This is a genomic window from Paenibacillus agricola, from assembly GCF_011440305.1.
GTDB lineage: Bacteria > Bacillota > Bacilli > Paenibacillales > NBRC-103111 > Paenibacillus_S > Paenibacillus_S agricola.
On record NZ_JAAOIW010000004.1, the window covers coordinates 596,812 to 619,131 of the forward strand.

At 47.1% G+C, this 22,320-nt stretch carries 15 protein-coding genes; 5 read left to right on the forward strand and 10 right to left on the reverse strand.

Features of this window, described 5'->3' with window-relative positions; genetic code table 11:
* Positions 1-138 precede the first annotated feature (138 nt).
* A complete protein-coding gene (locus G9U52_RS14240; RefSeq protein ID WP_166150519.1) occupies positions 139-345 on the forward strand; it encodes a DUF1657 domain-containing protein in 207 nt (68 codons plus the stop codon).
* Positions 346-413: 68 nt separating this feature from the next.
* Here G9U52_RS14240 and G9U52_RS14245 read toward each other — a convergent pair whose 3' ends face one another.
* From G9U52_RS14245 to G9U52_RS14260, 4 genes are read right to left on the reverse strand one after another with little or no spacing between them, the layout of a single operon-like run.
* A complete protein-coding gene (locus tag G9U52_RS14245) occupies positions 414-1,517 on the reverse strand; it encodes a GerAB/ArcD/ProY family transporter (RefSeq protein WP_166150521.1) in 1,104 nt (367 codons plus the stop codon).
* A gap of 28 nt (positions 1,518-1,545) precedes the next feature.
* Positions 1,546-1,797 (reverse strand): hypothetical protein, encoded by a 252-nt coding sequence (locus G9U52_RS14250; protein ID WP_207952953.1) that lies wholly within the window; start codon positions 1,795-1,797, stop codon positions 1,546-1,548.
* A gap of 50 nt (positions 1,798-1,847) precedes the next feature.
* Positions 1,848-2,999 carry a Ger(x)C family spore germination protein gene (locus G9U52_RS14255; RefSeq protein ID WP_166150525.1) on the reverse strand — a complete coding sequence of 384 codons (1,152 nt, stop codon included), beginning with the start codon at positions 2,997-2,999 and terminating at the stop codon, positions 1,848-1,850.
* Positions 3,000-3,021: 22 nt separating this feature from the next.
* Positions 3,022-4,506 carry a spore germination protein gene (locus tag G9U52_RS14260; RefSeq protein WP_243767324.1) on the reverse strand — a complete coding sequence of 495 codons (1,485 nt, stop codon included), beginning with the start codon at positions 4,504-4,506 and terminating at the stop codon, positions 3,022-3,024.
* A 376-nt stretch (positions 4,507-4,882) separates the two neighbouring features.
* Between G9U52_RS14260 and G9U52_RS14265 the strand changes: the two genes are divergently transcribed.
* Positions 4,883-6,163, forward strand: coding sequence for a glucuronate isomerase (locus G9U52_RS14265; RefSeq protein ID WP_166150527.1), 1,281 nt, complete (start codon positions 4,883-4,885; stop codon positions 6,161-6,163).
* 214 nt (positions 6,164-6,377) lie between these two features.
* On the opposite strand, the gene G9U52_RS14270 is transcribed toward G9U52_RS14265, so the two are convergent.
* The 6 genes from G9U52_RS14270 to G9U52_RS14295 form a co-directional block, all read right to left on the reverse strand.
* The gene (locus tag G9U52_RS14270; protein ID WP_166150529.1) at positions 6,378-9,335 is read right to left on the reverse strand and encodes an RCC1 domain-containing protein; all 2,958 of its coding nucleotides are present in this window, start codon (positions 9,333-9,335) and stop codon (positions 6,378-6,380) included.
* Positions 9,336-9,395: 60 nt separating this feature from the next.
* Positions 9,396-12,533: an efflux RND transporter permease subunit gene (locus tag G9U52_RS14275; RefSeq protein WP_166150531.1), complete on the reverse strand. Its 3,138-nt coding sequence runs from the start codon at positions 12,531-12,533 to the stop codon at positions 9,396-9,398.
* Positions 12,530-14,620, reverse strand: a complete 2,091-nt coding sequence (locus tag G9U52_RS14280) for an efflux RND transporter periplasmic adaptor subunit (protein WP_166150533.1) — start codon at positions 14,618-14,620, stop codon at positions 12,530-12,532. Before G9U52_RS14280 ends, G9U52_RS14275 begins: the two co-directional genes overlap by 4 nt.
* Before the next feature lie 417 nt (positions 14,621-15,037).
* Positions 15,038-15,535, reverse strand: a complete 498-nt coding sequence (locus G9U52_RS14285; RefSeq protein ID WP_166150535.1) for a L,D-transpeptidase — start codon at positions 15,533-15,535, stop codon at positions 15,038-15,040.
* Positions 15,536-15,697: 162 nt separating this feature from the next.
* Positions 15,698-16,018, reverse strand: a complete 321-nt coding sequence (locus G9U52_RS39970) for an MATE family efflux transporter (RefSeq protein WP_207952955.1) — start codon at positions 16,016-16,018, stop codon at positions 15,698-15,700.
* Entirely contained in the window at positions 15,969-18,362 is a 2,394-nt protein-coding gene (locus G9U52_RS14295) for a TPM domain-containing protein (protein ID WP_166150537.1), read from the reverse strand. Before G9U52_RS14295 ends, G9U52_RS39970 begins: the two co-directional genes overlap by 50 nt.
* 412 nt (positions 18,363-18,774) lie before the next feature.
* Here G9U52_RS14295 and G9U52_RS14300 point away from each other — a divergent pair, with 412 nt between their 5' ends.
* The 3 genes from G9U52_RS14300 (at position 18,775) to G9U52_RS14310 (ending at position 22,294) form a co-directional block, all read left to right on the forward strand.
* A complete protein-coding gene (locus tag G9U52_RS14300; protein ID WP_166150539.1) occupies positions 18,775-19,584 on the forward strand; it encodes a hypothetical protein in 810 nt (269 codons plus the stop codon).
* 110 nt (positions 19,585-19,694) lie between these two features.
* Positions 19,695-20,393: a response regulator transcription factor gene (locus G9U52_RS14305; protein WP_166150541.1), complete on the forward strand. Its 699-nt coding sequence runs from the start codon at positions 19,695-19,697 to the stop codon at positions 20,391-20,393.
* Positions 20,390-22,294 carry a HAMP domain-containing protein gene (locus G9U52_RS14310; protein ID WP_166150543.1) on the forward strand — a complete coding sequence of 635 codons (1,905 nt, stop codon included), beginning with the start codon at positions 20,390-20,392 and terminating at the stop codon, positions 22,292-22,294. Before G9U52_RS14305 ends, G9U52_RS14310 begins: the two co-directional genes overlap by 4 nt.
* Positions 22,295-22,320: the final 26 nt, after the last annotated feature.

The following is a 22,320-nucleotide window of genomic DNA, read 5'->3' on the forward strand; positions in this document are numbered from 1 at the left end:
TCGCCTCCCACTTAAGTAAATCTTTTGTTAACAACTATTATTTACATATGCCCCTATACTTATCATTCCAAATAATCTCAGAATATAAAAACGATTTGTGCAAATAATGAAGCAAGGAAACACGGGAGGTGAAAAACCATGACAGTTGCATCCGATGTTAAAACCACACTAGCTTCCTTAAAAAGTGCACAAGCCAACTTTGAAACATTTGCTCTCAGCACACAAAATCAAGATGCCAAGCAAATGTTTGAGCAAGCCGCTCAAACCACCCAACAAGTTGTTGATCAAATTAGCGGTCGTGTACAGCAATTGGAAAACGAGGAGCCACAATACAAGGGCTTCTAATAAATCCAGCAAAGCAAAGGTAGCCAAAAAGCCTTGTCATAGCCTCTAAAGGTATGCAAGGCTTTTTATTATGGAATCGGATGAATCCATCGTTTGATTTTCGCTACAATTACAAGAATAAGGATAGGCGAGGTTAGTATCAAGGTGACCCACAAGGGGTGAATCACAGAAACAAAGTATACCCAGCGGGTATCTCCTTTAAAATTAATCGCCATTAAATAGCAAACTAACGTTAAGGGATAAACAAAGAAACAAGGCTCTCGAGGCTTAAAAAGCTCCGTAAAGGCTTTATTAAGAATAAACAAGGCGATCGTTACCTTCATATAGGAGCCGGCTATTAAAGACATTCCGATTACAGACTCAATCCGCTGAATAATTTCCTGCACCTCAACCACTCGCGCCACTTCAAACAGTGAATATTTCCGCTCACCAGCCATCGGTCCAAATATCATAATCGTGCTTAAAATCGAAAAAATCAAGGTTACCCCATTTAATAGCAAAGCGATCAAAAGCGGCTTCTTCAGCTTCGATTGCTCATCACTGCGAACATAGCTAAATAAAAACAAAAATATGCCCATTTCACCATACGGAAAACCAAAGCTAGAATACGCTCCATGCAGCACTGGCGCTAGTCCATTCGGCATAACCGGTAAAAGCATAATGGGCTCATAATCCGGGACAGCTAGCAGCCAGACCGATATCGTGAACAGCATGACGATCACTACGAGTAAAGTGAACATACGCGCTATGACTTCAATACCGCAGCGGACTGTTATTGCGGCTAACCCAAATATAAATCCACAAAAAATATAAAGCGGTGTTTCTCTCATTAAAGAGCTTTTCAGAAACAGGCCTATATCGAGTGAAATGCCTGTACATAAATGAAAGGCAAATGGGATAATTAACCATACTAATCCTATTGCCCCAGGACGGCCTACGATTTGGCTGCTCATTTCTATAAAGCCTTGCTCGGGATATAAACGGTTTAAGTAAAGCATCCCTAGTAATATTAGAAATCCCCCGCATAAAGCCAACAGCAGTGATAACCATGCATCATTTTTAGCTAAGGCAATGATCGGTCCGGGAACATTAACAATGGCGGAGCCGGTTAAATAGCTAAATAGCAGGATAGCTAACTGATTCGAGCTGATTTTATCCTTATTATGCGCCACTGATGTACACCTCTTTTTGCGGATAGGCTTAGGAAACGGCTGTTAGTAGCCACGCGGCCACCTTCTTAGCGGGTACGGCAAACACTGCCTCGGCTGCCTCATAAATAAAAGGCAGCTTTAGCTGAAGCATGTAACTAATGGCTGAATATAAAGTGATGGCTATAAGCAAGAGATAAACCCCCTGCTCCCTCCAGTTAAACGGACCAGACAGCCTTTTATAATCGCGGAGCAGTATGAGCGCATATACGAGAAACATCAGCAAAATTCGTTCTGCCATCATTTGCCTCCTTGCCAGCAGTAGCTGCGGCCACAATTATTAGTCTCTGCCACTTAATGCATGGATTCCCCGATCATCGTTCCCGATGTTACCACTGTAGCCTGAATCTCATAGGTGAAAGGGATTTGTGCAAACCTCTCCTCCCAATCGTCCTTCCAGCTTTTCCAAAGCTGCGGATTTTGACGGTACAAGATGCTGCTTAAATGGATCGAATCCATTTTGTTTTTTTGTAGCCAAGCAACCGTTCGACTTATTTGTTGCTCCAACTCCTTCTCAACACGGGCATCAAAAATATGCTCCTCCTCCACCATCGTTACCTTGGAGCAGCTCAGCTCTCCAATTGCTCCTTCTACAGCAACCTTCACATGCGCGGATATTTGTTCATCCTTTACAACCAATCTGATGATCGTACGAGTCGAAATAATCTCAAAGGACTCCTGCCTTTGAACCGGCTGGTTCTCACAGGGAAGCTCAATAATGCCTGTTTTATATTGATTTTTCAGCAGCAGCAGCCCCTCGGTATTTTTGGAATTTAACACCCCTTCCATTTTCCCTTTATGGATCAGCGCTACTCCGGCAACTGGTGTCGTTTCCTTTTCTGGCCTATAGGGGCTTTTATAAACATAAGCTATGGTAGCGTCTCCAGACTCGCTTTTAAGCTGCTTTCCCAAGGTCAGAAGTGTCGTATCCTCCGTTTTCCCAGAAAAGAAGGTGCCTGATTTCTTCACCCTGAGCATTTGCTGGCTCAATGTTTTCTCAACCAGTGGCTTCATACTCAAGTATTCGCTGGCATGCCCCTCTGTAATGACGATCGAGGAGGTGAGCCGCGGCTCATGATCCCTGTAAAAGTAATCTAGCAACGTGTTCAAATTCGCAGACCTCGCCAACTGCTCACCTATGACCACTACTCGCATATGGCTCCATTGGGCACTTCTGCCAAGGTGCAAGGGAATGTCGCGAATGGCTTCAAACAAGCTATCATCACTAGTATGGATATTGACATACGATAAGCCTTCTTCTCCGCCTTTTACAGAGCCGGATTGGGTAGGCTTGTAAATTTGGACAGTAAGGTCAATCATGCCAGGCTTGGATTGGTCAAGAGCAACCCCCATCACAAAACCTCGTTCCGTCAGCTCAGCCTTGCTCCAGCACCCACTTAAGCAGCACATGCAGAGCAATAGGAAAATTACTGCATAGCGATTCATTCCTCTCACTCACTTCCCATTATCATTTCAGCAGCTGCTTATGTGTATGGCGATTCCTCGGTGAGCGCAACAGCGTTTTCAGTGGCGCGCGAACGAATACATCCTTGAACTGGCTAAATCTCCAAGGTGCCAATGGCGCCAAATAAGGCTGCCCCAACGAGCGAAGGCAAGTCAGATGAAGCAAAATGCAAAGTAAGCCAAGCATCAAGCCAAAGCCTCCTAGCATGGAGGATAAGAACATGAGCGGAAACCGCAAAATACGTAACGCCGTTGAAATGGTATATTGGGGCAGCCCAAATGAGGCAATTCCTGTGGCAGCAACGATCACAACCATAATCGGTGAGGCGATACCGGCATTAATGGAGGCCTCGCCAATAACTAATGCCCCTACTATCGATACAGCCGAGCCAATCGGACGTGGTAATCTTATCCCCGCTTCACGTAAGAGCTCGAAAAAGAACTCCATAATTAAGGCTTCAAAAAGCGTCGGAAAAGGAATGCCCTCCCTAGCATCAACAATGGCCAGCAGCAGGACAGTTGGAATTAGCTCTGGATGGAAATTGGAAAGAGCGATATAGGTGCTGGGTAAAATAAGTGACATAAAAAATGCGGCAAGACGCAAAAACCGTACCATCGTGGAAATCACTGTTCGTTGGTAGTAATCCTCGCTAGACTGGAGGAATTCGGCAAATAGTCCAGGGCAAATTAATATGGAGCCTGTTCCTTGTACGAGCAATATGATTTTACCATCGAGCATCGCAGCGACTGCCGTATCTGGCCGTTCGGTGTAACGGAATTGAGGAAATGGCGAATAAGGCGAATCCTCTAACATTTCCTCCACATAAGAGGTTTCAAGCACCTCATAGTCGGGAATGACCGCGAGCCTGTTTTCAAAATTAGCCAAGGTCTCCGGGTTAACCGTGCCTTCTAAATATCCATAAATAACCTCAGTTTGGGTTTCGCCTCCCGCTCTAATAGATTTAAGCTTGAATTTCGGTGTGGTTAGGCGACAACGCAGCAGGCCGATATTTTTGTTCAAGCTCTCTACCGTGCTTTCGCGGGGTCCTTGGACGACAGCTTCATTGGTAGGCTCGGAAACCGGCCGTTTTTCCACTGTTCCTGTCTTATAGCTTAATACATGCTCCCAGGAGTCGAAAAAAATAACCAAATTTCCATCCTTAATATGCTCTAGCGCTGTTTGGAAATCCATCAATAACATCGCATTTTGTGCGGATACCCCATAGTTGCTGAAAAATTGGATAACCTGCTCTACTGTCACAGCAGTTGCCGGTCCTACCTCATATGTAACTAAATCCTGCAACGACTGTTTCAAAAAGTTGATTTTCAATTCTGGAGCCAACGATTTGTAGTGAATCGAAAAAGCAGAATAACAAAGCTCAGGGCCATAGCTGCACTCCATGATCTCAATGTCGTTGCAATCGCTGAAAATTTGTTTCATTTGCAATAAGTTGTTCGCCAATATAGGAGAAATCATAGCCTTGTCCATGCGCTTATCCTCCCTTTTTTACAAGTTAGTATGTAGTTTTACCAGAAAACTATACCTGAGGCCATGCTTAAAAGCCCTGTAGCGGCATCCACAAGGCTTTCGTATTGATATAGTGAAACACTGCGATGCATCCTCTCATACCGTTTTATATAGTCATCCATAATAGGATCAGCAGCAATAGAAACAAAACCAGGATCAAAATCAAGTTCGTCAGCTTATTCATTCACATAGGCTCCCATCACTATATTTTTTTCCTGTTATAGGTTATGTCATGAAGGTTGGATTGGAATGTGTATATGCCTATAGTCAATTTAATGATATAATACGTTCATTGTTCACGTTAACATAAACTTATATTGCGGGAGGTTCCAATCTTATGGCCATTCAATCTAAAGAAGAACTCATTACTTTTGTAAAGGAAACGGTTACGAATACCCAGGTTACCGACATTCACACGCACTTGTTCGCAGAATCCTTTGGCGACTTGCTGTTATGGGGCGTAGACGATTTATTGACCTACCATTATCTGGTAGCCGAAACGTTCCGCTTCAGTCCTAACCTGTCCTATGAAGCCTTCTGGGCAATGGGTAAGCAGGAGCAGGCCGATTTGATTTGGCAAACCCTGTTTATTGACCACTCCCCATACAGCGAAGCTTGCCGTGGTGTTGTAACCGTTTTAAATCGGCTTGGTTTTGATCTAAGCACTCGCGATCTGGCAACTTACCGCGAATATTACAAAGGCGTTAGCGCGCAGGATTATATCTCACGCATTTTAGAGCTCGCCAAGGTCAAAACCGTTGTCATGACTAACGATCCCTTTGATAGCTTCGAGCGGGAGAAATGGGCGCAGAACCATCCCCAAGATCCGAGGTTTCTGGCGGCTTTACGGATTGATCCTTTGCTTAATGCTTGGGATACAAGCTGGAGCAGGCTGGCGGAGCAAGGCTATAAGGTTACGGCCGATTTGTCCGAGACAACCCTATCCGAAATACGCCGCTTCCTGAAGGATTGGATCGCAAGGATAAATCCTCTATATATGGCAGTTTCGCTGCCGAATGATTTTGCTTATCCGGAGGATTCGGCGCGAGTACGCATTATTGATGAGTGCATCGTCCCAGTCGCCCGGGAAGTCGACATTCCTTTTGCCATGATGATTGGTGTGAAACGCCAGGTGAATCCTTCGTTGCAAAGCGCTGGAGACAGCTTAGGCAAAAGCGATATCGGTACTGTCGAGCGCATTGTCAGCAAGTATCAAGATGTCAAGTTTCTCGTGACAATGCTGTCCCGTGAAAACCAGCATGAGCTTGCCGTCACCGCGCGAAAAAACCGCAACCTGTTGATCTTCGGCTGCTGGTGGTTCCTGAACAATCCGAGCCTGATCGAGGAAATTACGCGGATGCGCTTTGAACTACTGGGCGGCAGCATGATTCCGCAGCATTCCGATTGCCGCATACTCGACCAATTGCTCTACAAATGGGACCATTCCCGTGAAATTATCGCCAAGGTGTTAAGCGAAAAATATGTGGATCTATTCTCAGCAGGCTGGCGCCTGGAAGAGGAAGAAATTCGCCGTGATGTCGACGATTTGCTCGGAGGCACGTTCTGGAAATTCCTCGGCAAGCCGGATCCAATGGTGATAGCCAGCGTAGGTAAATAAAGGTTCTAAACTACAAGGAAATCCTCCCGCTTTTTCCGCTTAAATATAGATATATGCGTGGAGGAATTATCGGGAGGTTTTTCCAATTCATATTCATCCCCCTTACTTTGATGACAAAGTGGGGGATTTTTTTATTTCGAATCCACCTATCAAAAAAGACACTCCCTGAGGAGCGCCCTTCTACTATAATTTTCGTTGTTGCCAAGGCCATGTTTTACTTAACCTCGGCGTTTTTGACCGCCAATTCGTCAACAGGAAGGACGGCTCCATTATGGATGGAAAGTATCCGATCGATGATCGTTACAGCTTGCGCTCGTGTTGTCGTTGCTTGAGGCGCCAGCTCTCCGTTATTCAAGCCTTGCAGGATCCCTTTTTTTACAGCTGACAGCATCGCATCGGGATCATTGCTTATTGAAGCCGCGGTTTGCACATCTTTATTCGTAGCTCGAACGGAAATTCTGGCAAGCTCCAAACGGGTTATGGGTGCATCCCAGTCCACCATCGTTTCCAATGTCCCATAATAGCCCGATCTTACAAGCGCATCCACATAAGGCTGGTACCACAACAGCCCTTCAGTCGCTTGCGCTACTGGAAGATTTACGGCCACAGCCACCAGCTTGGCAAATTCAGCTCGAGTCACTGTAGCCTCCGGCTTGAAGGTACCATCGGGATATCCGTCTGTGTACCCTTTTTCGATTGCCGATGCAATCATAGAAGCTGCCCAGTGGCCACTTGTATCACCAAATCCGCTTGTAAAACCAGCGATACTAGTCGGGATATTACGGTTTTTGTAAGTACCATCCCCTAGCTGGCCAGTCGTATTGCCTCCCCAAGTCCAAACCGTTCCATCCGCCGACATCGCCACCGAATGTGCGCTTCCTGCCGCAACCGTCTCGGCTCCACGGATTCCCTGCGCTTGGACGGGCAGCTTCCGATTCTGCTCCGTATTGTCTCCTAGCTGGCCAAATGCATTGAGCCCCCAAGCCCATACGGTTCCATCTTTTTTTACTGCCAGGGAGTGGTAGCTGCCTCCCGCAATCGCTTTTACATCATACACCCCGCCAAGCTGCAAAGGAGTTAGCCGGTTAGTGGTAGAATCGTCGCCAATTTGGCCGAATCCGTTGTAGCCCCAAGCCCATACGGTTCCATCTGATTTCAATGCAAGCGAATGGTTGCGTCCTGCCGCGATTGCCTTGATATCGCTTATACCTATAAGCTGAACCGCTGTACGCCTTACAGATAATGTACCATCGCCAATTTGCCCGTTGATATTATCTCCCCATGCCCAAACGCTACCATCACTGGCTAAAGCTAAAGCATGGTTGTAGCCTGCTGCGATTGCTTGGATCCTCTTCAGTCCAGGGATTTCTACGGGCTTTGTGCTTGGATTGGAGGTTCCATCCCCTAATGTACCAAATGTATTGTCACCCAAAGCCCACACGGTTCCATCCTTCTTTAAGGCAAGGGTAAACGAATTTCCGGCTGCAATATCCGTTACATTGTCTAAGAGCAGGGCAGCCGAAGGTGCGTTCTTATTGGCAGACCCATTGTCGGCTAGCTGGCCGTTAAGGTTTAAGCCCCAGCTCCATACCGTACCATCCGCCTTTAGCGCCAAAGCGTGTCCGGTACCCGAGGCCAAAGTCGTAATCGTTCCTATTCCTTCAACAGCATTAGGATTATTCATATTGCCAATTTTCCCTAAACCCAGCTGCCCGAAAGTGTTCTCTCCCCAGCTCCAAAGCTTATTGTTTTTCAAAACCATCGTGAAGCTGTCGCCTGAGACAAGCTTCCTTGACTGCGTGTTTCCGACAAAGCTAGGGACGGATGGATCGAGAGCCTGTACACTTAGAAAAAAGCGCGGCACCAATGCCGGTAAAATACGGCTTGTAGCTGCTCCATCGCCCAGCTGGCCTAAGGTGCTGTTGCCCCAAGCCCAGACCGTACCATCTGCCTTCACTGCCATAGAATGGAAAAGTCCAGCGCCGATCGAGGCTACATTCCGTAGGCCTTCGACCTTGACATTCACTTCACTGTTCTTATAATCGCCTGTCCCTAGCTGGCCATAGTTATTAAGCCCCCAGGTGCTGACTAAACCATCCTTATGCAGGGCCATCGCATGGGAGTTCCCAGCGGCAATGCTGACCGCATCATTGATCCCAATTACAGCAGCGGCAAAATTTCTATCTGTTTTATTGCCGTTTCCAAGCTGTCCAGACGCATTATAGCCCCAAGTATATACATAGCCGTCATCCTTCAAGCTGACAGAGAAGTTGCCTCCGGCAGCAATCTTGACGGTATCGTGGGTAAAATTAACAAGGGTTGGACGACTAACCTTATCGTTCGAGCCTATGTCCCCTACCTGGCCATAGCTATTATCTCCCCATGCTGTGACCAATTGGTTATCCAGCAACACCAGTACATGGTTAGAGCCTGAAGAGATGGCCCTGACATTGATCGGATACGATAGCTGTTCAGGCTTCAATTTGTTATCAAAGTTTGAATTCCCCAATTGGCCATACGTATTATCTCCCCATGTGATGACTGTCCCATCTTTCTTCAACACAACCGAATGGTTGCTTCCCGCAGAGATGGCAATAATATCACTTAAATCTTCAATCTGGAAAGGAACCAAACTATCATTCAAGGTTCCGTCTCCTAATTGCCCCGCGTTATTTTGACCCCAAGCCCAGACCGTACCGTCTTTACGTAGCGCAAGGGTGTGGTTCATCCCCGCAGATATGGCCGTAATATCGAATAATTCCTTTACCTGAGTAGGGATATAACGTGAAACACCCGCACCTGTTCCTAGCTTACCGTGAAGGCTATCGCCCCATGTCCAAACGGAGCCATCGCTTTTGAGAGCTACCGTATGGCTTAATCCGCCTGTAATTTGCGCATCTCCCAGCGAAGCGATGGCCGTTCCCGTCTGTGAGGACGTACCTGTACCAGCAGAAGGCAGAGCTTCAGAAGGGTTTCGGGGGTCTCCACTTGTCGCGGCTAAATCAGCAGCATAGGCGGTGGCCGTATAGGCAACGCTAGATAAGGTCAAGCCTTGAACCAAGAGTATGCCTACAAGAGCATATGTGAGCCACCGTTTAAGCGGTTGCTTACGAGGTAAGTTCTCTGCCTCTGCAAAAACGGTAGGCTTATGTTTATAACGGTTTCGAACCATTGTCCAATCTCCTCCATTATGAAATGTGCGGTTATCCCCTGCTAAGCTTAGCTGTTCCCTTTATTTGGCTGGCAGGGCTGGAGGGGCTGGAGGAGCTTGCCGCTTCCATTTGCTCCGAAAGAAATCCATCATGCCGTCCATCAGTGTATAAACGACAGGGACAAGCAACAGTGTAACCATAGTGGAAATGGTTAATCCGAAGGCTACTACGGTCGCCATCGAGGCTTGCGATTCCGCTCCTTCACCAAAGCCAATAACAAGCGGCACCATAGCAAGAACTGTTGTTGCCGTTGTCATCAGGATAGGCCGCAAGCGGATTCTCGCCGCTTCGATTAAGGCATCATAAAGTGTATAACCCCGCTTGCGTAGCTGGTTCGTGTAGTCAACTAACACAATGGCATTATTTACCACGATCCCAATGAGCATGATCATCCCCATAATCGAGTTCATATTGATCGTCCGATTGGTTAAATACAAACCGAGAATCGCGCCAATAAAGGTTGGAGGCAAGGAGAACATAATAATGAAAGGTCCATACAAGGATTCAAACTGCGCAGCCATAACCATGTAAACCAACACAATCGATAAGAGCAGCATTACATATAAGCTATTAAACGTGCTGTTGGCATCGGCTTGCGAGCCTAATGAAATTGCATAACCATCCGGCGGCTGAATCGTATCCAACCGTTGCTGCACAAGAAGCGATACATCCCCAACCGGCGCCCCTGTTACAAAGGCCTGAACTGTTGTCAAGCGCTGCTGGTTAATATGCCTAATTTGAGAAGGCCCCGAGGCAGGAACGACTTTGGCAATAGCACTTAACGGAATTTGTGTTCCTGTCGTTGTCGTTAATACGATTTGATTCAGGTTTTCCAAATTGTTCGTAAATTCTGTCGGATATTTCACGAGCACCGCGATTTGTGTATCTCCTGTTTTGAAATTGGTGGCGACCGCCCCTTGGTACGCTGTACGCAAGGAGGTCATAACCTCTCTAGTGGAGATACCATAATACGTTGCCGCATCACGGTCAATCGTCATTTCATACGCAGGAATCGTACGTTCCAACGTGTTCTGTACATTCCTTAAGGTTGGGATTGCCCGCAGCTCCTCTGCAACCATATCCCCAAGCTTACTAAGTACAGCCATATCCGGTCCATTGAGATTAACTTGAATATCGGCACCACCTCCGCCGCCAATACCTGGCAGACGAACGGAAGAACGAGCGTTAACCGAAATTTGTGCGCCTGGATTACCAGCAGTCAAGGTACGAATCTGCTCAACAACCTGTTCAGTCTTTAATTGCCGCTCGGCAATAGGCTTTAAGGTGATTGATATATTCGCCGAATTGGTGGACGCACTTTGGAAGGCGCCGCCGCCTGCACTGCCGACGTTCGTAAAGATGGAATCAATATCTGGAATGTCTTTAATCAATGTCTCGACCTTAGTCGCTAGTGCATTCGTAATTTCAAATTTCGTCCCTTGTGCCAATGAAATATTAACGAACAGCTGCCCTTCATCTGTCCGGGGAGTCAGCTCCGACCCGACAAATTTGGTCAAATATACACTGCCCCCGAGCATACTAACGGTGACAAGCAAAATGACCCAACGATGTCCTAGTGACCATCGAAGCACGTTTGCATACAAATTGGTAAACCGGTTCATCCCTCTACCAAACCAAACAGCCGGGTTGTAGGAGCGCCCCTTGGGCAATTCTTCCTCATGGCCTTTCTTTAAAAGCTTAGCTGCAAGCATCGGTACTAGCGTAATAGCTGCAATCAGTGCAGCAATATGCGAGAAGCTAACTGTAAGAGCCATTGGAGCAAAAAAGTTTTTGATAACCCCTGTAATAAAAATAGTTGGGGCAAAAACAGCGATTTGCGCTAAAGCCGAAGCTAATACGGCAGTCCCAACCTCTGCGGTTCCTTGTTTGGCTGCTTCTATAGGCGAGAGTCCTTCCGCTTTTTTACGGTAGATGCTCTCTAGTACAACGACAGCAAAGTCAACCAGCGACCCGAGACCAAGCGCTAAACCACCTAGCGTAATCGTATTGATCGTTTGATGCGAGAAATACATCATACTGAATGTACTAATAATCGAAATGGGAATAACGACACCAATAATTAGGGTAGCTCTTATACTGTTCAAAAATAACATTAATATAATGACAGAAAAAATAGCGCCTAAAAGCGTATGCTCAATAACGGTATTAATCGAGCTGCTAATAAATTTGGAAGAATCGTTTAGGATGCCTAGCTTTACTCCATCTGGAAGCTTGGTTTGCAGCTCTTCCATCGCATTACGGATATTTTTGGCAACGGCGACGGTATTACCGTCCGATTGTTTAAGTATAGATAGCCCCACGCTTTGCTCGCCATTACGCCGCGAATCAAAGGTTACGTCTTGATATGTATCAATAATTTGTCCTAGCTCGCCAAGTGCAATCGATTGCCCTCGGCCTAATGTGACACGAACCATTTCAATTTCGCTGACGGATTTGAACTCGCCGGCAATGCTTAAAGGGACAAGCTGCTCGCCTTTATAGACAAACCCAACATCTGTTGATTGGTTGTCGTTGCTTAGTGCTGAGGTGACTTGGTTAAAGGTCAGCCCAAATTGAGTGAGCTTGTTTTGATCCAGCAATAATTGAATTTGTCGGGTGCGTCCGCCGGAAACTCCTACGGAGGCTACCCCGTCAGCTCGTTGGACTGCAGGGCTTACAATGTTATCTGCCAAATCCCGCAAAGTGACGAGATCCACGCTATTGCCATAAAGCGCGATACTCATTATCGGTTGGCTGTTCGGATCCGAGCGTGATACCACAGGAGCATCGGCATCAGTAGGCAGCGACCTTCTGACCCGATCCAGCCGATCCCTCATTGTTAATGTAGCGTCGCTAATATCGGTTCCAAAATTAAACTGCACCGTGACATTACTGCCGCCCGTTCGAGAGGTTGAGGTGACGGACGACACATTGGCAATGGTGGCCATCGAGGCCTCTATTCGCTTCGTTACTTGTGTTTCTACCTGCCCAGGGGAAGCCCCCGCCCAGTTCACTGAAACCGTAGCCGTCGGAATATCCATATTGGGATATAAATCCACCGGAAGGAGCGGCGCTGCGATTGAGCCGACGATGACCATCGCGATCATCAGCATCGTAATCGTAACGGGTCTGTTAACTGAGAAATTGGCTAAATTCACTGACCGCCACCCGCTCTCCCTGTTTGGCCGGGTGCTGTTCCGGCAGGATTAGCAGGAGTTGATGCTGGCGCATTTGACGGCGCCGTGCCGCCAGGCTGTGCACCCTGCTGCTGTGCGCCAGCTCCGCCTTGGCCACCTTGCTGCTGGCGTTGGGCGCCTTGTCCGGCACCTTGCTGCCCGGCACCTTGCGGCTTCTGAGCATCCTGCCCAGGCTTTACAATCTGTACAGCCGCTTTATCCGAAAGCAGCTCCTGTCCTTTAACAACCAGCTCATCACCTTCGACTAAACCGCTGGTAATTTCGAAGAGGGCGCTCGTCAAGCTTCCGACCTTAACCGTAACTTTTTTGGCTTTGCCATCCACTACGACGAATGCCGCCGAGCCACTTGGCTGGCTAAGAACAGCGTCAGCAGGAACCATTACGGCTTTGCGCCCTTCGGTCTTCAAGCTGGATGTGGCAAACATACCAGGCAGCAGCTCTTTATTAGGATCATCCACTTTAATATCGACACTATATGCCTTAGTAACTGGATCAAGTAATGGCTTGATCACCGATACCGTGCCATTGAAGGTTTTATTTAAGGTAGGAATGGTAACCTTCATTTCCATACCGACTTTAATTTTTCCGATATTGGCTTCGGAAATATTAACAGTTGCTTGCGTAGGATCGAGTGCAGCAATCGAAAGTATAGCAGCTTGTGTGCCTGCGTTTTGTCCAACTGGAACACTGATCACCGTGACAACTCCATCAACTGGAGAGGAAAGCACTCCATCCTGAAGCTGCTCACTAAGAATTCTCAGATTGGCTTGTGCTTGCTCGTATTGGGCATTGGATATCGTTATCGCATCTGTGGATAGCGCGGTTTGTAAAGCTTGCTCGGACTGGGCTACCTGGGCTTTGGTTACATTCAAATTCGTATCCTGAGCCGCTAACGTATTGGTATAGGAGAGCTGGTCCTTTTGTAAGCTTTGTTGGTTGGTATCCAATATAACGGATAACGTGTTTTGTGCATTCGCTAAAGCTATCGTATCCCGATTTAAGGTTTCTTGAGCAATTTGGATCGTTTGCGAGCTTTGGGCAGCCGCTAAGTCTCCTTGTGCCTTTAACAAGGAAGCTGTTGCCGAACTGAGCGAATTGGGCGTTGTTTGTTTCGCTTGTTCTAATTGCATCTGTGCAGTTTGAACCTTTTGCAAAGCAGCATCCAGAGCTGTTTGATTCCCTGCCGATGCCTGAACGTTGTTATAACCCACAAGCGCTTGCTGCAATGCAAGCTGCAACGATTCCAGGGAGTTGTTAGAGCTAACCTGTGAGGTCTGTGTCGTATCCTGCTGGGCATTTAATGTATTTTGAGCGTTAGTTAAAGTAGTATTGTAAGTATTTTGCACATTATTTAAGTTCTGTTGGGAAATAGCTACCTGCTGCTTGGCATTGGAAATTGAGTTTTGCTGATCACTAATGGCTTTATTGTAATTAGCCTGGGAAAGAGCAAGCTGCTGTTTGGCTGTAGTAATCGTATTTTGTTGATCTGTAATCGCCTTATCTAAGTTAGCGCGTTGGATGTTTAATTGTTTCTCCGCTGTAATGGCACTATTCGTTTGGTCATTGGCAGTGCGCTGTAGCTGAGCAGCACTGACGGCAAGTGCAGTTTCGGATTGGGCAATTTGCTGCTGTAAGGTACTGGTATCAATTCTGGCCAAAACCTGCCCGGTTTTAACCCGGTCTCCAGCTTTAACCATAAGCTCCGTTACTCTGCCACTCACACGGGAGGATATATTGGTTGTATAAATCGGTGTAATCGATCCGGTAAAAACCTGGCCGCCGCCGACCTCTGCCATCGTCACTAATTGAGTCTCTACTGGAAACTGTCTAGCTGCTGCTGAGCCTGGGCGCTGCTGGCCGCCTGCTCCTGGTGCAGTTGTGGCTGCTGGTGGTGTTCCTCCTGGTGCAGCAGGCTGTGCGGCCTGCGAGCTCTGTAATCCAAATCCACCCCAGCCTATAAAAGAGCTTCCTACAACAGTGATTACCGCAATGATAGCGATGGCGGTAATTACCCATTTTTTCGATACATTCTGGATCCACCTGATCATTTCCATACCTCCATGTATTCCGGATGCTTAGTGCGAATGCTCCAGTATATCATCAAGTTAGCCTAAATTCATGAATAAACAATGATTGAATTGTAAAAAAGATGTGAATGTAATGCACTTTTTAGTACTTTTGGATGATAAATGCACATAAAGAAAAAGGATCCTTTGCAGGATCCTTCTCAGCGATGAATGAAATGTCGGTCATAGTCTAAATCTCTATCCAAAAGCTGGTCCGAAACCTACGCCACTTTATTGCAGTACAAGTACTACGCTAACGTGTCTTTGGCACATCCCTCCGCTTCTATCTGGAGTCTAATACTTTGTTCCTGGGATCTTTCGCTGAATAGTTCAACGGAATCACACCTCTCTTTTCATCGCTAATCCTATTATGCTCCGAGTTGGCGATTCCTATACCTCCTATTTAATAATTACTTTTGTACCTAGTGGAATATGGCGGTACAGCCATTCAATATCCTTATTGTGCATGCGAACACATCCCGAGGATGCGTGCCTGCCAATCGAGTAAGGGCGATTCGTGCCATGGATGCCGTAGCTATATCCACCCGTACCTGGAACACTGATGCCGAGCCACCTGGTTCCCAATGGATTGTCCTTATGCCCGCCCGGGATCTGCTTGCGTACGTACCATGGCTTGACGATTTTGGTTACAATATGAAATTCGCCTTCTGGCGTAAGTCCATTACTGCGACCCGTCGCTACTTGGAAGCGATAAGTGCTTCGACCATTGACAAAAACGGTCAGCAGATTGTTTTTCTTGTTAATTTCGACATACACACCCTCCTCTTGTAAAGCCTCTAAAGGCAAAGGGGCCTTTGCATAAACGAACGGGGAGTTAGGATTCACTAATAGGGATACACTCAGAAAAAAGAAGGCCGCTAACACAAATTTCCTCATAAAATCGCATCCTTTGCTGGCTCATGCAAGCCTATTGTTGCCAGCTGGGATGTTTATTATGTAAGGGAACCTTTGCATTTAGAGCGTTTAGAGCCGGTTAGACGCGAATCGTCTTCCATCTGCCTTTTTAAATCTTGCATGAATCAGCACGGAACGGCTGAATTAATCCGCCGCCGCGGCTACCCAAATGCCGGCAATCCCCCATGAAAGACATATGATACCAGCTATCACATTGCCAAACTTCCTTACCTTCCAGCCATACGTTTCTGCCAAATCAGGCTTGCCCGCACCCAACGCCTGGCCAACAAGTGTTGATGCCGCGATAAAAAACGCCATGCCTAGCATAAAGGTCATACCAAATACATTAAAAGCAATTTGGGTGTAGATAGCCCAATCGTCCCTAAGCAATAAGGCGGAACCTACTTTGATTACATTACCATTTAGATGAGCCCGAGGATCTTCCTCCGCCTGATGAGCCGCCACCCCAGCTTGAGCTCCCTGACGATCGTCCACCTCCACCCCAGCCAGAGCTGCCTGAGGAACGCCCTGATCCACCACCCGAGCCCCCACCAGGTCCACCTCTGTTATTACGTTGGCGCTCTAATTCTTGTGCTTTCTGGTAGGCCAGATCCATCTGCGAAAGAATTTGGCGACCGGTAGAAATTTGCTGAACCGCCTCCGCAAATAATCCCATCGCGATTAAGCGCTCACCCTCGATTTGGATTTTTGTATAATTATTGGAGAAGGGGGTTAGTCCGATAGAGCCGCCATAGCGATTTTGCCTGGTTACAAATTCATCCTGAAATTGTCTTAATTGTTGAAGCGTGTCTTTTTTCTCTTGTACGAGTTGCTCGACACGATGTGTATACTGGTCGATAAGCGCCTCATGCTGCTGTAATTGTTGCTCTACCTCGAATACATCGAGGCCTTGCTTATTTTTAGTTGGCTGGTCGCTCATCCCAGCTTCGATATTCGCCATGAGCTTATGCAATTCCGGCATATCCATTTGTTGCTGCTCCAAGGTTGAGACTGCTTGATAGAAACGGCTTTTATTGGCATCCGCACGTTCGGCTGCGCTCTGGAGCCTATCATCTAGATGCTCCCTATATCCCAGAATTTGCTCACGTGCCTGCTTGATTTGTGAAATCGCAGCTTTGGCCTGTTCACTTCGTTCCTGGGCCAGCTTGTAGGTTTGCACTCGTGGATCAAGAGCGGAGCGAATCTCTACCAGTAAAGCCTCAAGCGTTTGCTTATCATTTATAATAGAGCTGTATCTGGTGCTTTGCTCCTGCTGATGGACATTTGCAAATCGAGCTTGGATTTGGGCAAAAGCAGCTTGGTATTCGCGGTCGAACTCTTGTAATTGGGAAAGAAGCTGTTCAATTTCCCGAACTGTGGCTCTTGACGTGTCCCTGTTACTGACCATTTGATCGACGGCCGCCTTGGCATGCAGCAGTGTTTCTTCTATTGTAGTAGCTGTCTGCCGCGCCTCATCCACAGCACCCGCTTCAATTAACGGATTTAATCGATTGATATCCGCCTCTGCCTGCTTGAGCATACGGAAAGGATCTGCATCCACCAGCATAAGCTGCTCTCGCCCCACCTGCTGCCGAAGCTCCTGCTCCAAGGCTTGAGTACGGGGGAGAAACTGCGGGGCAGCGGCTATTAATGGCTTCAACTGTGATATCGCTTCAGTTAAAGTATCCACTTGCCCTGTGGCGGCTTCGATCGGATGGGATGCTTTAACATAATCAAAATCATCCAATTGATCGGCCTCGGCTAATAATTGTTGGGCTTGCTGCAATTGCTGCTTCATCGCCGTAAGAGGGTATGAGGTTTCCGTTGCTAAAGCCTCAATCGTAGCAGATAGCTGCTGCGTTCTCGCTTTTTCCGCTTCAACGGATTGCCTTACACCGGAGGATTGCTGCTCGATAGCAGCCAAACGGACCTCTATCTCCTTGACTTGCTGCGCATGAGTTTGCGCTTCCTGCTCCAGCGCTTGGAGGCTTTGCTCGGCCGCCGCTTGGGTTGTGAAGCTAACCTGTTGGGCTGCAAGCCGTTCCTGGAGCTGCTGGGATTGTTGCTGAAGCTGCATAGCGGCAGTTTCAACATCCGCCACCTGTTTGAGCGTTTCGCCTTGGAGGTAACCGCCCTCGAGCTCCTTAAATATTTCAGCGTTCACCATCTTGCTGATGGAGAGCTCAGTCTTTGACTGTATGCCTTTTAGTTGCTCCAAATGCTTCCTCGTGCTTGCCACCCGTCTTAGCTTGAATATAATGAAAATGGCAATGACCAATACTACGGCGACAGCCAGAATAACAAGAATCAGGGTAATCGATATCCCTTGTCCGCCTGTAGAAGCTCCGGCTTGAAGTGCATTCACGTAAGCACTGACGGCAATAACACCTTCCGCAATCTTGCCTTGGCTAGCTAAAGGTACAAAGCTGCGATCTACGATACCTTTGGCATTTTGGGCGGCACTGTTAGAGACTGAATTAGCCAGTGCCGGATTTTCATAGACCAAATGCACAAAATTCGGATCAACGGTAACAACCAGCATCAATTTGTTGGCATCCAGCTTCCAATTGGTATACACATCGTTAGCCAGCTTTTCACCAGCAGCTTCATCTAGACCACGCACTGTCAACACAACAACCTCAAGCTCTTTTCCTTTGACCGCCTCTTCAATCTGGCTTTTTTGGCTTGTAGAGAATAAACCAATCGGATCATTCACATAATTAATCTGCCCAGGTACTGCTGCCGCATAAAGCGGTGAACACATGAATAGCAAAAGAAGTGCAACTAACCATATCGGGATTTTTTTCATTCCTGTTCCCCTTTTCCTTATGTGAGTACTATTGTATATCCATTGTATATCGAGCAAACCCATTCATTCGATAATGTTTCTTTTGAGAATAGTCCTCAAGTGTATTTTACCTCAAATTGAACGAAAGCAAACAATTATCTGCAAGCTTAAATATCTGTGCACGCGCTACATCATATTTTTATCGTTCTGATAAGGAAGACCAATGATAAATGGTCTTTGGACAGTAAATATTGTTGAATTTCGCCAAGCTTCCCGGATGGCAGATAACGTCAAATAGGTGATTCACACAATTTCCCATAAAGTTACGTTAATCATCCCGTATTGTTTTGTTAGGATGAAGTTGTGAGAGGGACATCCCACTGACCACTGGGACGCCCGCTCCAACTAATCCGAATATAGGGAGAGAATACACATGAAGAAAAAAACGAACAAAGCTGTCACAGGACTATTGCTGCTTTCACTAACGATGGGTTTGGCAGGTTCGGCCGCAGCGGCGGATGATCAAACGGATAGCGTTCCCAAAGCAGATCAAACGATGACGGTACCCACAACTATGAAGGTAAGTCTAGGCACCTCAACATTGGGCGGAGTTTTTATGGCTCATCCCGCAGGCTTTGGACTGTTGGGCAATCCCGTGCACGAACGAAATTATTTGAAGATGCTGGTCAAAGCGTATGCACCGGACAGTGAGCAAGCTTGGAGCAACGCATTTACAGAACGCAAACAAGCTGCGGAACAATTCAGCAAAACGATCACCATCCGGACTTATCCAGCTTTGCCAAGCGGAGAAGCCACTTCTAGTGAAGCTACCCAGATAATAGCGGCGAAGCCAGTGGATGGTGAATTTGCAGTTAAAGAAATTCAAGCAGGTGATCAAAAGGCTCATGTAACTTTTATTAATAAAGAGCATGCCACTTTAAAAATATCCCAAAATAATCCAGTTGGTTCCCCTTTACAAGATGGTATAATAAATGAAATGTCTGCTATGGCAAAAGAAACTTCGACTTCTCCGCAAGCCAAGCTGCAAGGAGACTTCTCCAAAGCGGTTGATGCGGGTGATGCAGCTTCAATCAAGGAATTGCTGCCTGCGCTGTTAGAGGATTACAAGCAAACTACCGACAATATGAACAAATCCATAGAACAACAAAAACAATTTCAAGCCGAGCATGGCGAAGGAGCAATCAGCACCCCAGCTACACCTGCGGTTGAACCTACTAAATAAGCTATAAAGATTTCGGGGATGGACGTGCATACGTTGCGTCCTTTTTCCGTTCCATCGTTTAATGGCACCATCCAACCTAGCAACGGAAGTCGATAAAGGGGAGAAAACGAGTGTTCCGAATTTTTTTGGTAGAGGATGAAAGTAATTTAAATCAAGTATTGGCTTCCTATTTGCGTAACGAGGGCTGGGAGGTCGAAACTTTCCTGGATGGCAACGAAGCCCGAAAGGCGCTCAAGGAACGCCCTCATCTCTGGATTCTTGATATTATGCTGCCGGGAGTTGACGGCTATCAATTGATTCGTGAAATTAAGGCAGACCATGACAAGCTCCCTGTCATTTTTATTTCCGCACGCGACGCGGATATTGACCGAATCGTTGGCTTGGAGCTGGGCAGTGATGATTATTTGGCTAAGCCCTTCCTCCCCCGGGAGCTCGTAATCCGTACCAGAAAGCTGCTGGAACGTATTTATGGCGAAAAGCTCCAGAGCCTGGCTGCAGACCCTCCAAACAAAAATACGACTGTTTTTTTGTCAACTTACCGGATCGATATACCCGCAAGAATGGCATATGACGACGGCAACGGACAATTTTTGGATTTAACCTCCAAAGAATTTGACCTGCTGCTCTATTTGGCTTCAAATGCCGGACAACTGCTTGAGCGTGAACAGGTACTACAAGCTGTGTGGGGAAATGAATTTTTTGGCTCGGATCGGGTTGTCGACGATTTGGTCAGAAGGCTGCGCAAAAAAATGCCGGAGCTGCGGCTCGAAACCGTATACGGCTATGGCTACAGGATGGTAAAGCTATGAAAAATATACCGCTGGTGCTCAAAATTTGGCTCGTCTTTGCCTCCCTCACCTTATCCTTGTTTATGCTGCTCGCTTTTTCTCTGCCATGGACGCTCAAAGGTTTTTTTACGGAGCAAATTTATGATATTTTATTGGATTCGCAAAAGGCAGTTCCCAAAGATGTCATTCGCATTAATCTAAAGCCCAATAATGCTGCTTTTACCACTCCCTCAATGGTACCTGCACCCTTGACTGCTACTCAGGGAACGAGCTTCGGCCTGGCTACTCCTACAAGCCCAGCTCCGTTTAATGAAGTCACTGCATCTGCTGATTCAGCTACTTTCACAGATTGGACCAAGCTAACCAGTCCAGGTTCTACTAAGGATTCGGGGACGGCAGCTAGTCCAAGCCCTGTAAATGGCTCCGAGACGTCAGCTAATCCAAGCTCATCCGCAGTTTGGGTTATGCCAACCAGTGCGATTCCAATTTTAGAAGCCAGCTCAGCAATGAGGACTAGTCCGAATCTAAACGCGAGTCCACTTACCCCGAATAGCCAGGTTACAGCAGCTCCAGCTACGACGACACCAGCTTCGGCTCCGGCAAATGATCCAGAGCTCAATGCGACTGTCCAGGAGCCACCCATGATGCTACAAACCGGGACTATGGTAACCGAAGGCCAGGTAGCAAAAGTTTCCGCCTCAACTGTATTAAGAATTGCTCCAACCACTAATGGACCTGGCATTCAGCATGTAGTCATGGCACAAAAAAGCATTCCTGCGACAATAGCCAGCACATTGCCACAGCCATTTGTTCAGGCGATTGAACTGGATGCAGGCAATCAGCAAGCAGAAACCCAAAGCTATTCGCTCAGTATTGCGGAGCGCACGATGTTTTATGTGATAAGCAAGGAGCAGTTCGAAGGAAATACAGGGTATATGATTTCGTATGCCTGGGGTAATTACCGCAATGACTTGGTCATGACGATGTTCTGGCGGCTCATGCTGCTTATTGTCGTGTTGATTATGGCCAGCTGGCTGCCTTGCTTATGGCTCGCTCGTTATTTGTCACGCCCGCTAGTGCTGATGGAGCAGCAGGCAGCCCGGATGGCCGAGCGGGATTGGCATGAGCCCTTTGTGCTTAACCGCAAGGATGAGATGGGTCGGCTGGCGCAGGCTTTTGAATCGATGCGCCAACGGCTTGTTCGCCAGGATAAAGCACAGCAATTCTTTTTGCAAAATATATCGCACGAGCTTAAAACGCCCGTAATGGTTATTCATAGCTATGCCCAGTCCATTCTAGATGGGATCTATCCGAAGGGCTCGGTTACAGCAAGCGTAGAAACCATTATGAGTGAAGCGGTCCGGCTGGAAAAACGGGTTAAGGACTTATTATATTTAAATAAATTGAATTATTTGTCCACACGTGAGCGGCAGTCTGGCAAATTCGACCTGGCAGCAATTATAGGCGACTGCACCGAACGGCTCCGATATCGCAGGCAGGAATTAACCTGGCAAATAAGCTTGCCTCCGATACTGCTTGAAGGTGACTCCGAGCAATGGAGTGTCGCGATTGAAAATGTTTTGGACAATCAGATGCGTTATGCCAACAGCGAAATTAAAATCACATTCGAGCAATTGGCGCAATTGGCGACAGATGAATCTGGTGAAAATGACAGCAAGCTTGTTAGTGCCGATGGCTCTAATGCAGCTTCTCCTTCTAAATGGACCGTGCGTATATGGAATGATGGTCCACCGGTTGATGAGGAGGTATTGGCGACGATATTCGAGCAATTTCAAACTGGCGCTGATGGGCAATTTGGGCTAGGTCTCGCAATTTCCCGGCAAATTCTTGCCTATCATCATGCTTCGATCCGTGCCTGCAATGAGCATGCGGGTGTAGCCTTTTATTTGGAAGCAAATTAAGCTGAAATTTGACGTGAATAAAACCA

Bases quoted from the DNA above. Each gene is read 5' to 3' on its own strand.
- G9U52_RS14240 (WP_166150519.1), top strand. From the start codon at position 139: ATGACAGTTGCATCCGATGTTAAAACCACACTAGCTTCCTTAAAAAGT.
- G9U52_RS14250 (WP_207952953.1), bottom strand. From the start codon at position 1,797: ATGATGGCAGAACGAATTTTGCTGATGTTTCTCGTATATGCGCTCATA.
- G9U52_RS14255 (WP_166150525.1), bottom strand. From the start codon at position 2,999: ATGAATCGCTATGCAGTAATTTTCCTATTGCTCTGCATGTGCTGCTTA.
- G9U52_RS14260 (WP_243767324.1), bottom strand. From the start codon at position 4,506: ATGGACAAGGCTATGATTTCTCCTATATTGGCGAACAACTTATTGCAA.
- G9U52_RS14265 (WP_166150527.1), top strand. From the start codon at position 4,883: ATGGCCATTCAATCTAAAGAAGAACTCATTACTTTTGTAAAGGAAACG.
- G9U52_RS14270 (WP_166150529.1), bottom strand. From the start codon at position 9,335: ATGGTTCGAAACCGTTATAAACATAAGCCTACCGTTTTTGCAGAGGCA.
- G9U52_RS14280 (WP_166150533.1), bottom strand. From the start codon at position 14,620: ATGATCAGGTGGATCCAGAATGTATCGAAAAAATGGGTAATTACCGCC.
- G9U52_RS14285 (WP_166150535.1), bottom strand. From the start codon at position 15,535: ATGAGGAAATTTGTGTTAGCGGCCTTCTTTTTTCTGAGTGTATCCCTA.
- G9U52_RS14295 (WP_166150537.1), bottom strand. From the start codon at position 18,362: ATGAAAAAAATCCCGATATGGTTAGTTGCACTTCTTTTGCTATTCATG.
- G9U52_RS14300 (WP_166150539.1), top strand. From the start codon at position 18,775: ATGAAGAAAAAAACGAACAAAGCTGTCACAGGACTATTGCTGCTTTCA.
- G9U52_RS14310 (WP_166150543.1), top strand. From the start codon at position 20,390: ATGAAAAATATACCGCTGGTGCTCAAAATTTGGCTCGTCTTTGCCTCC.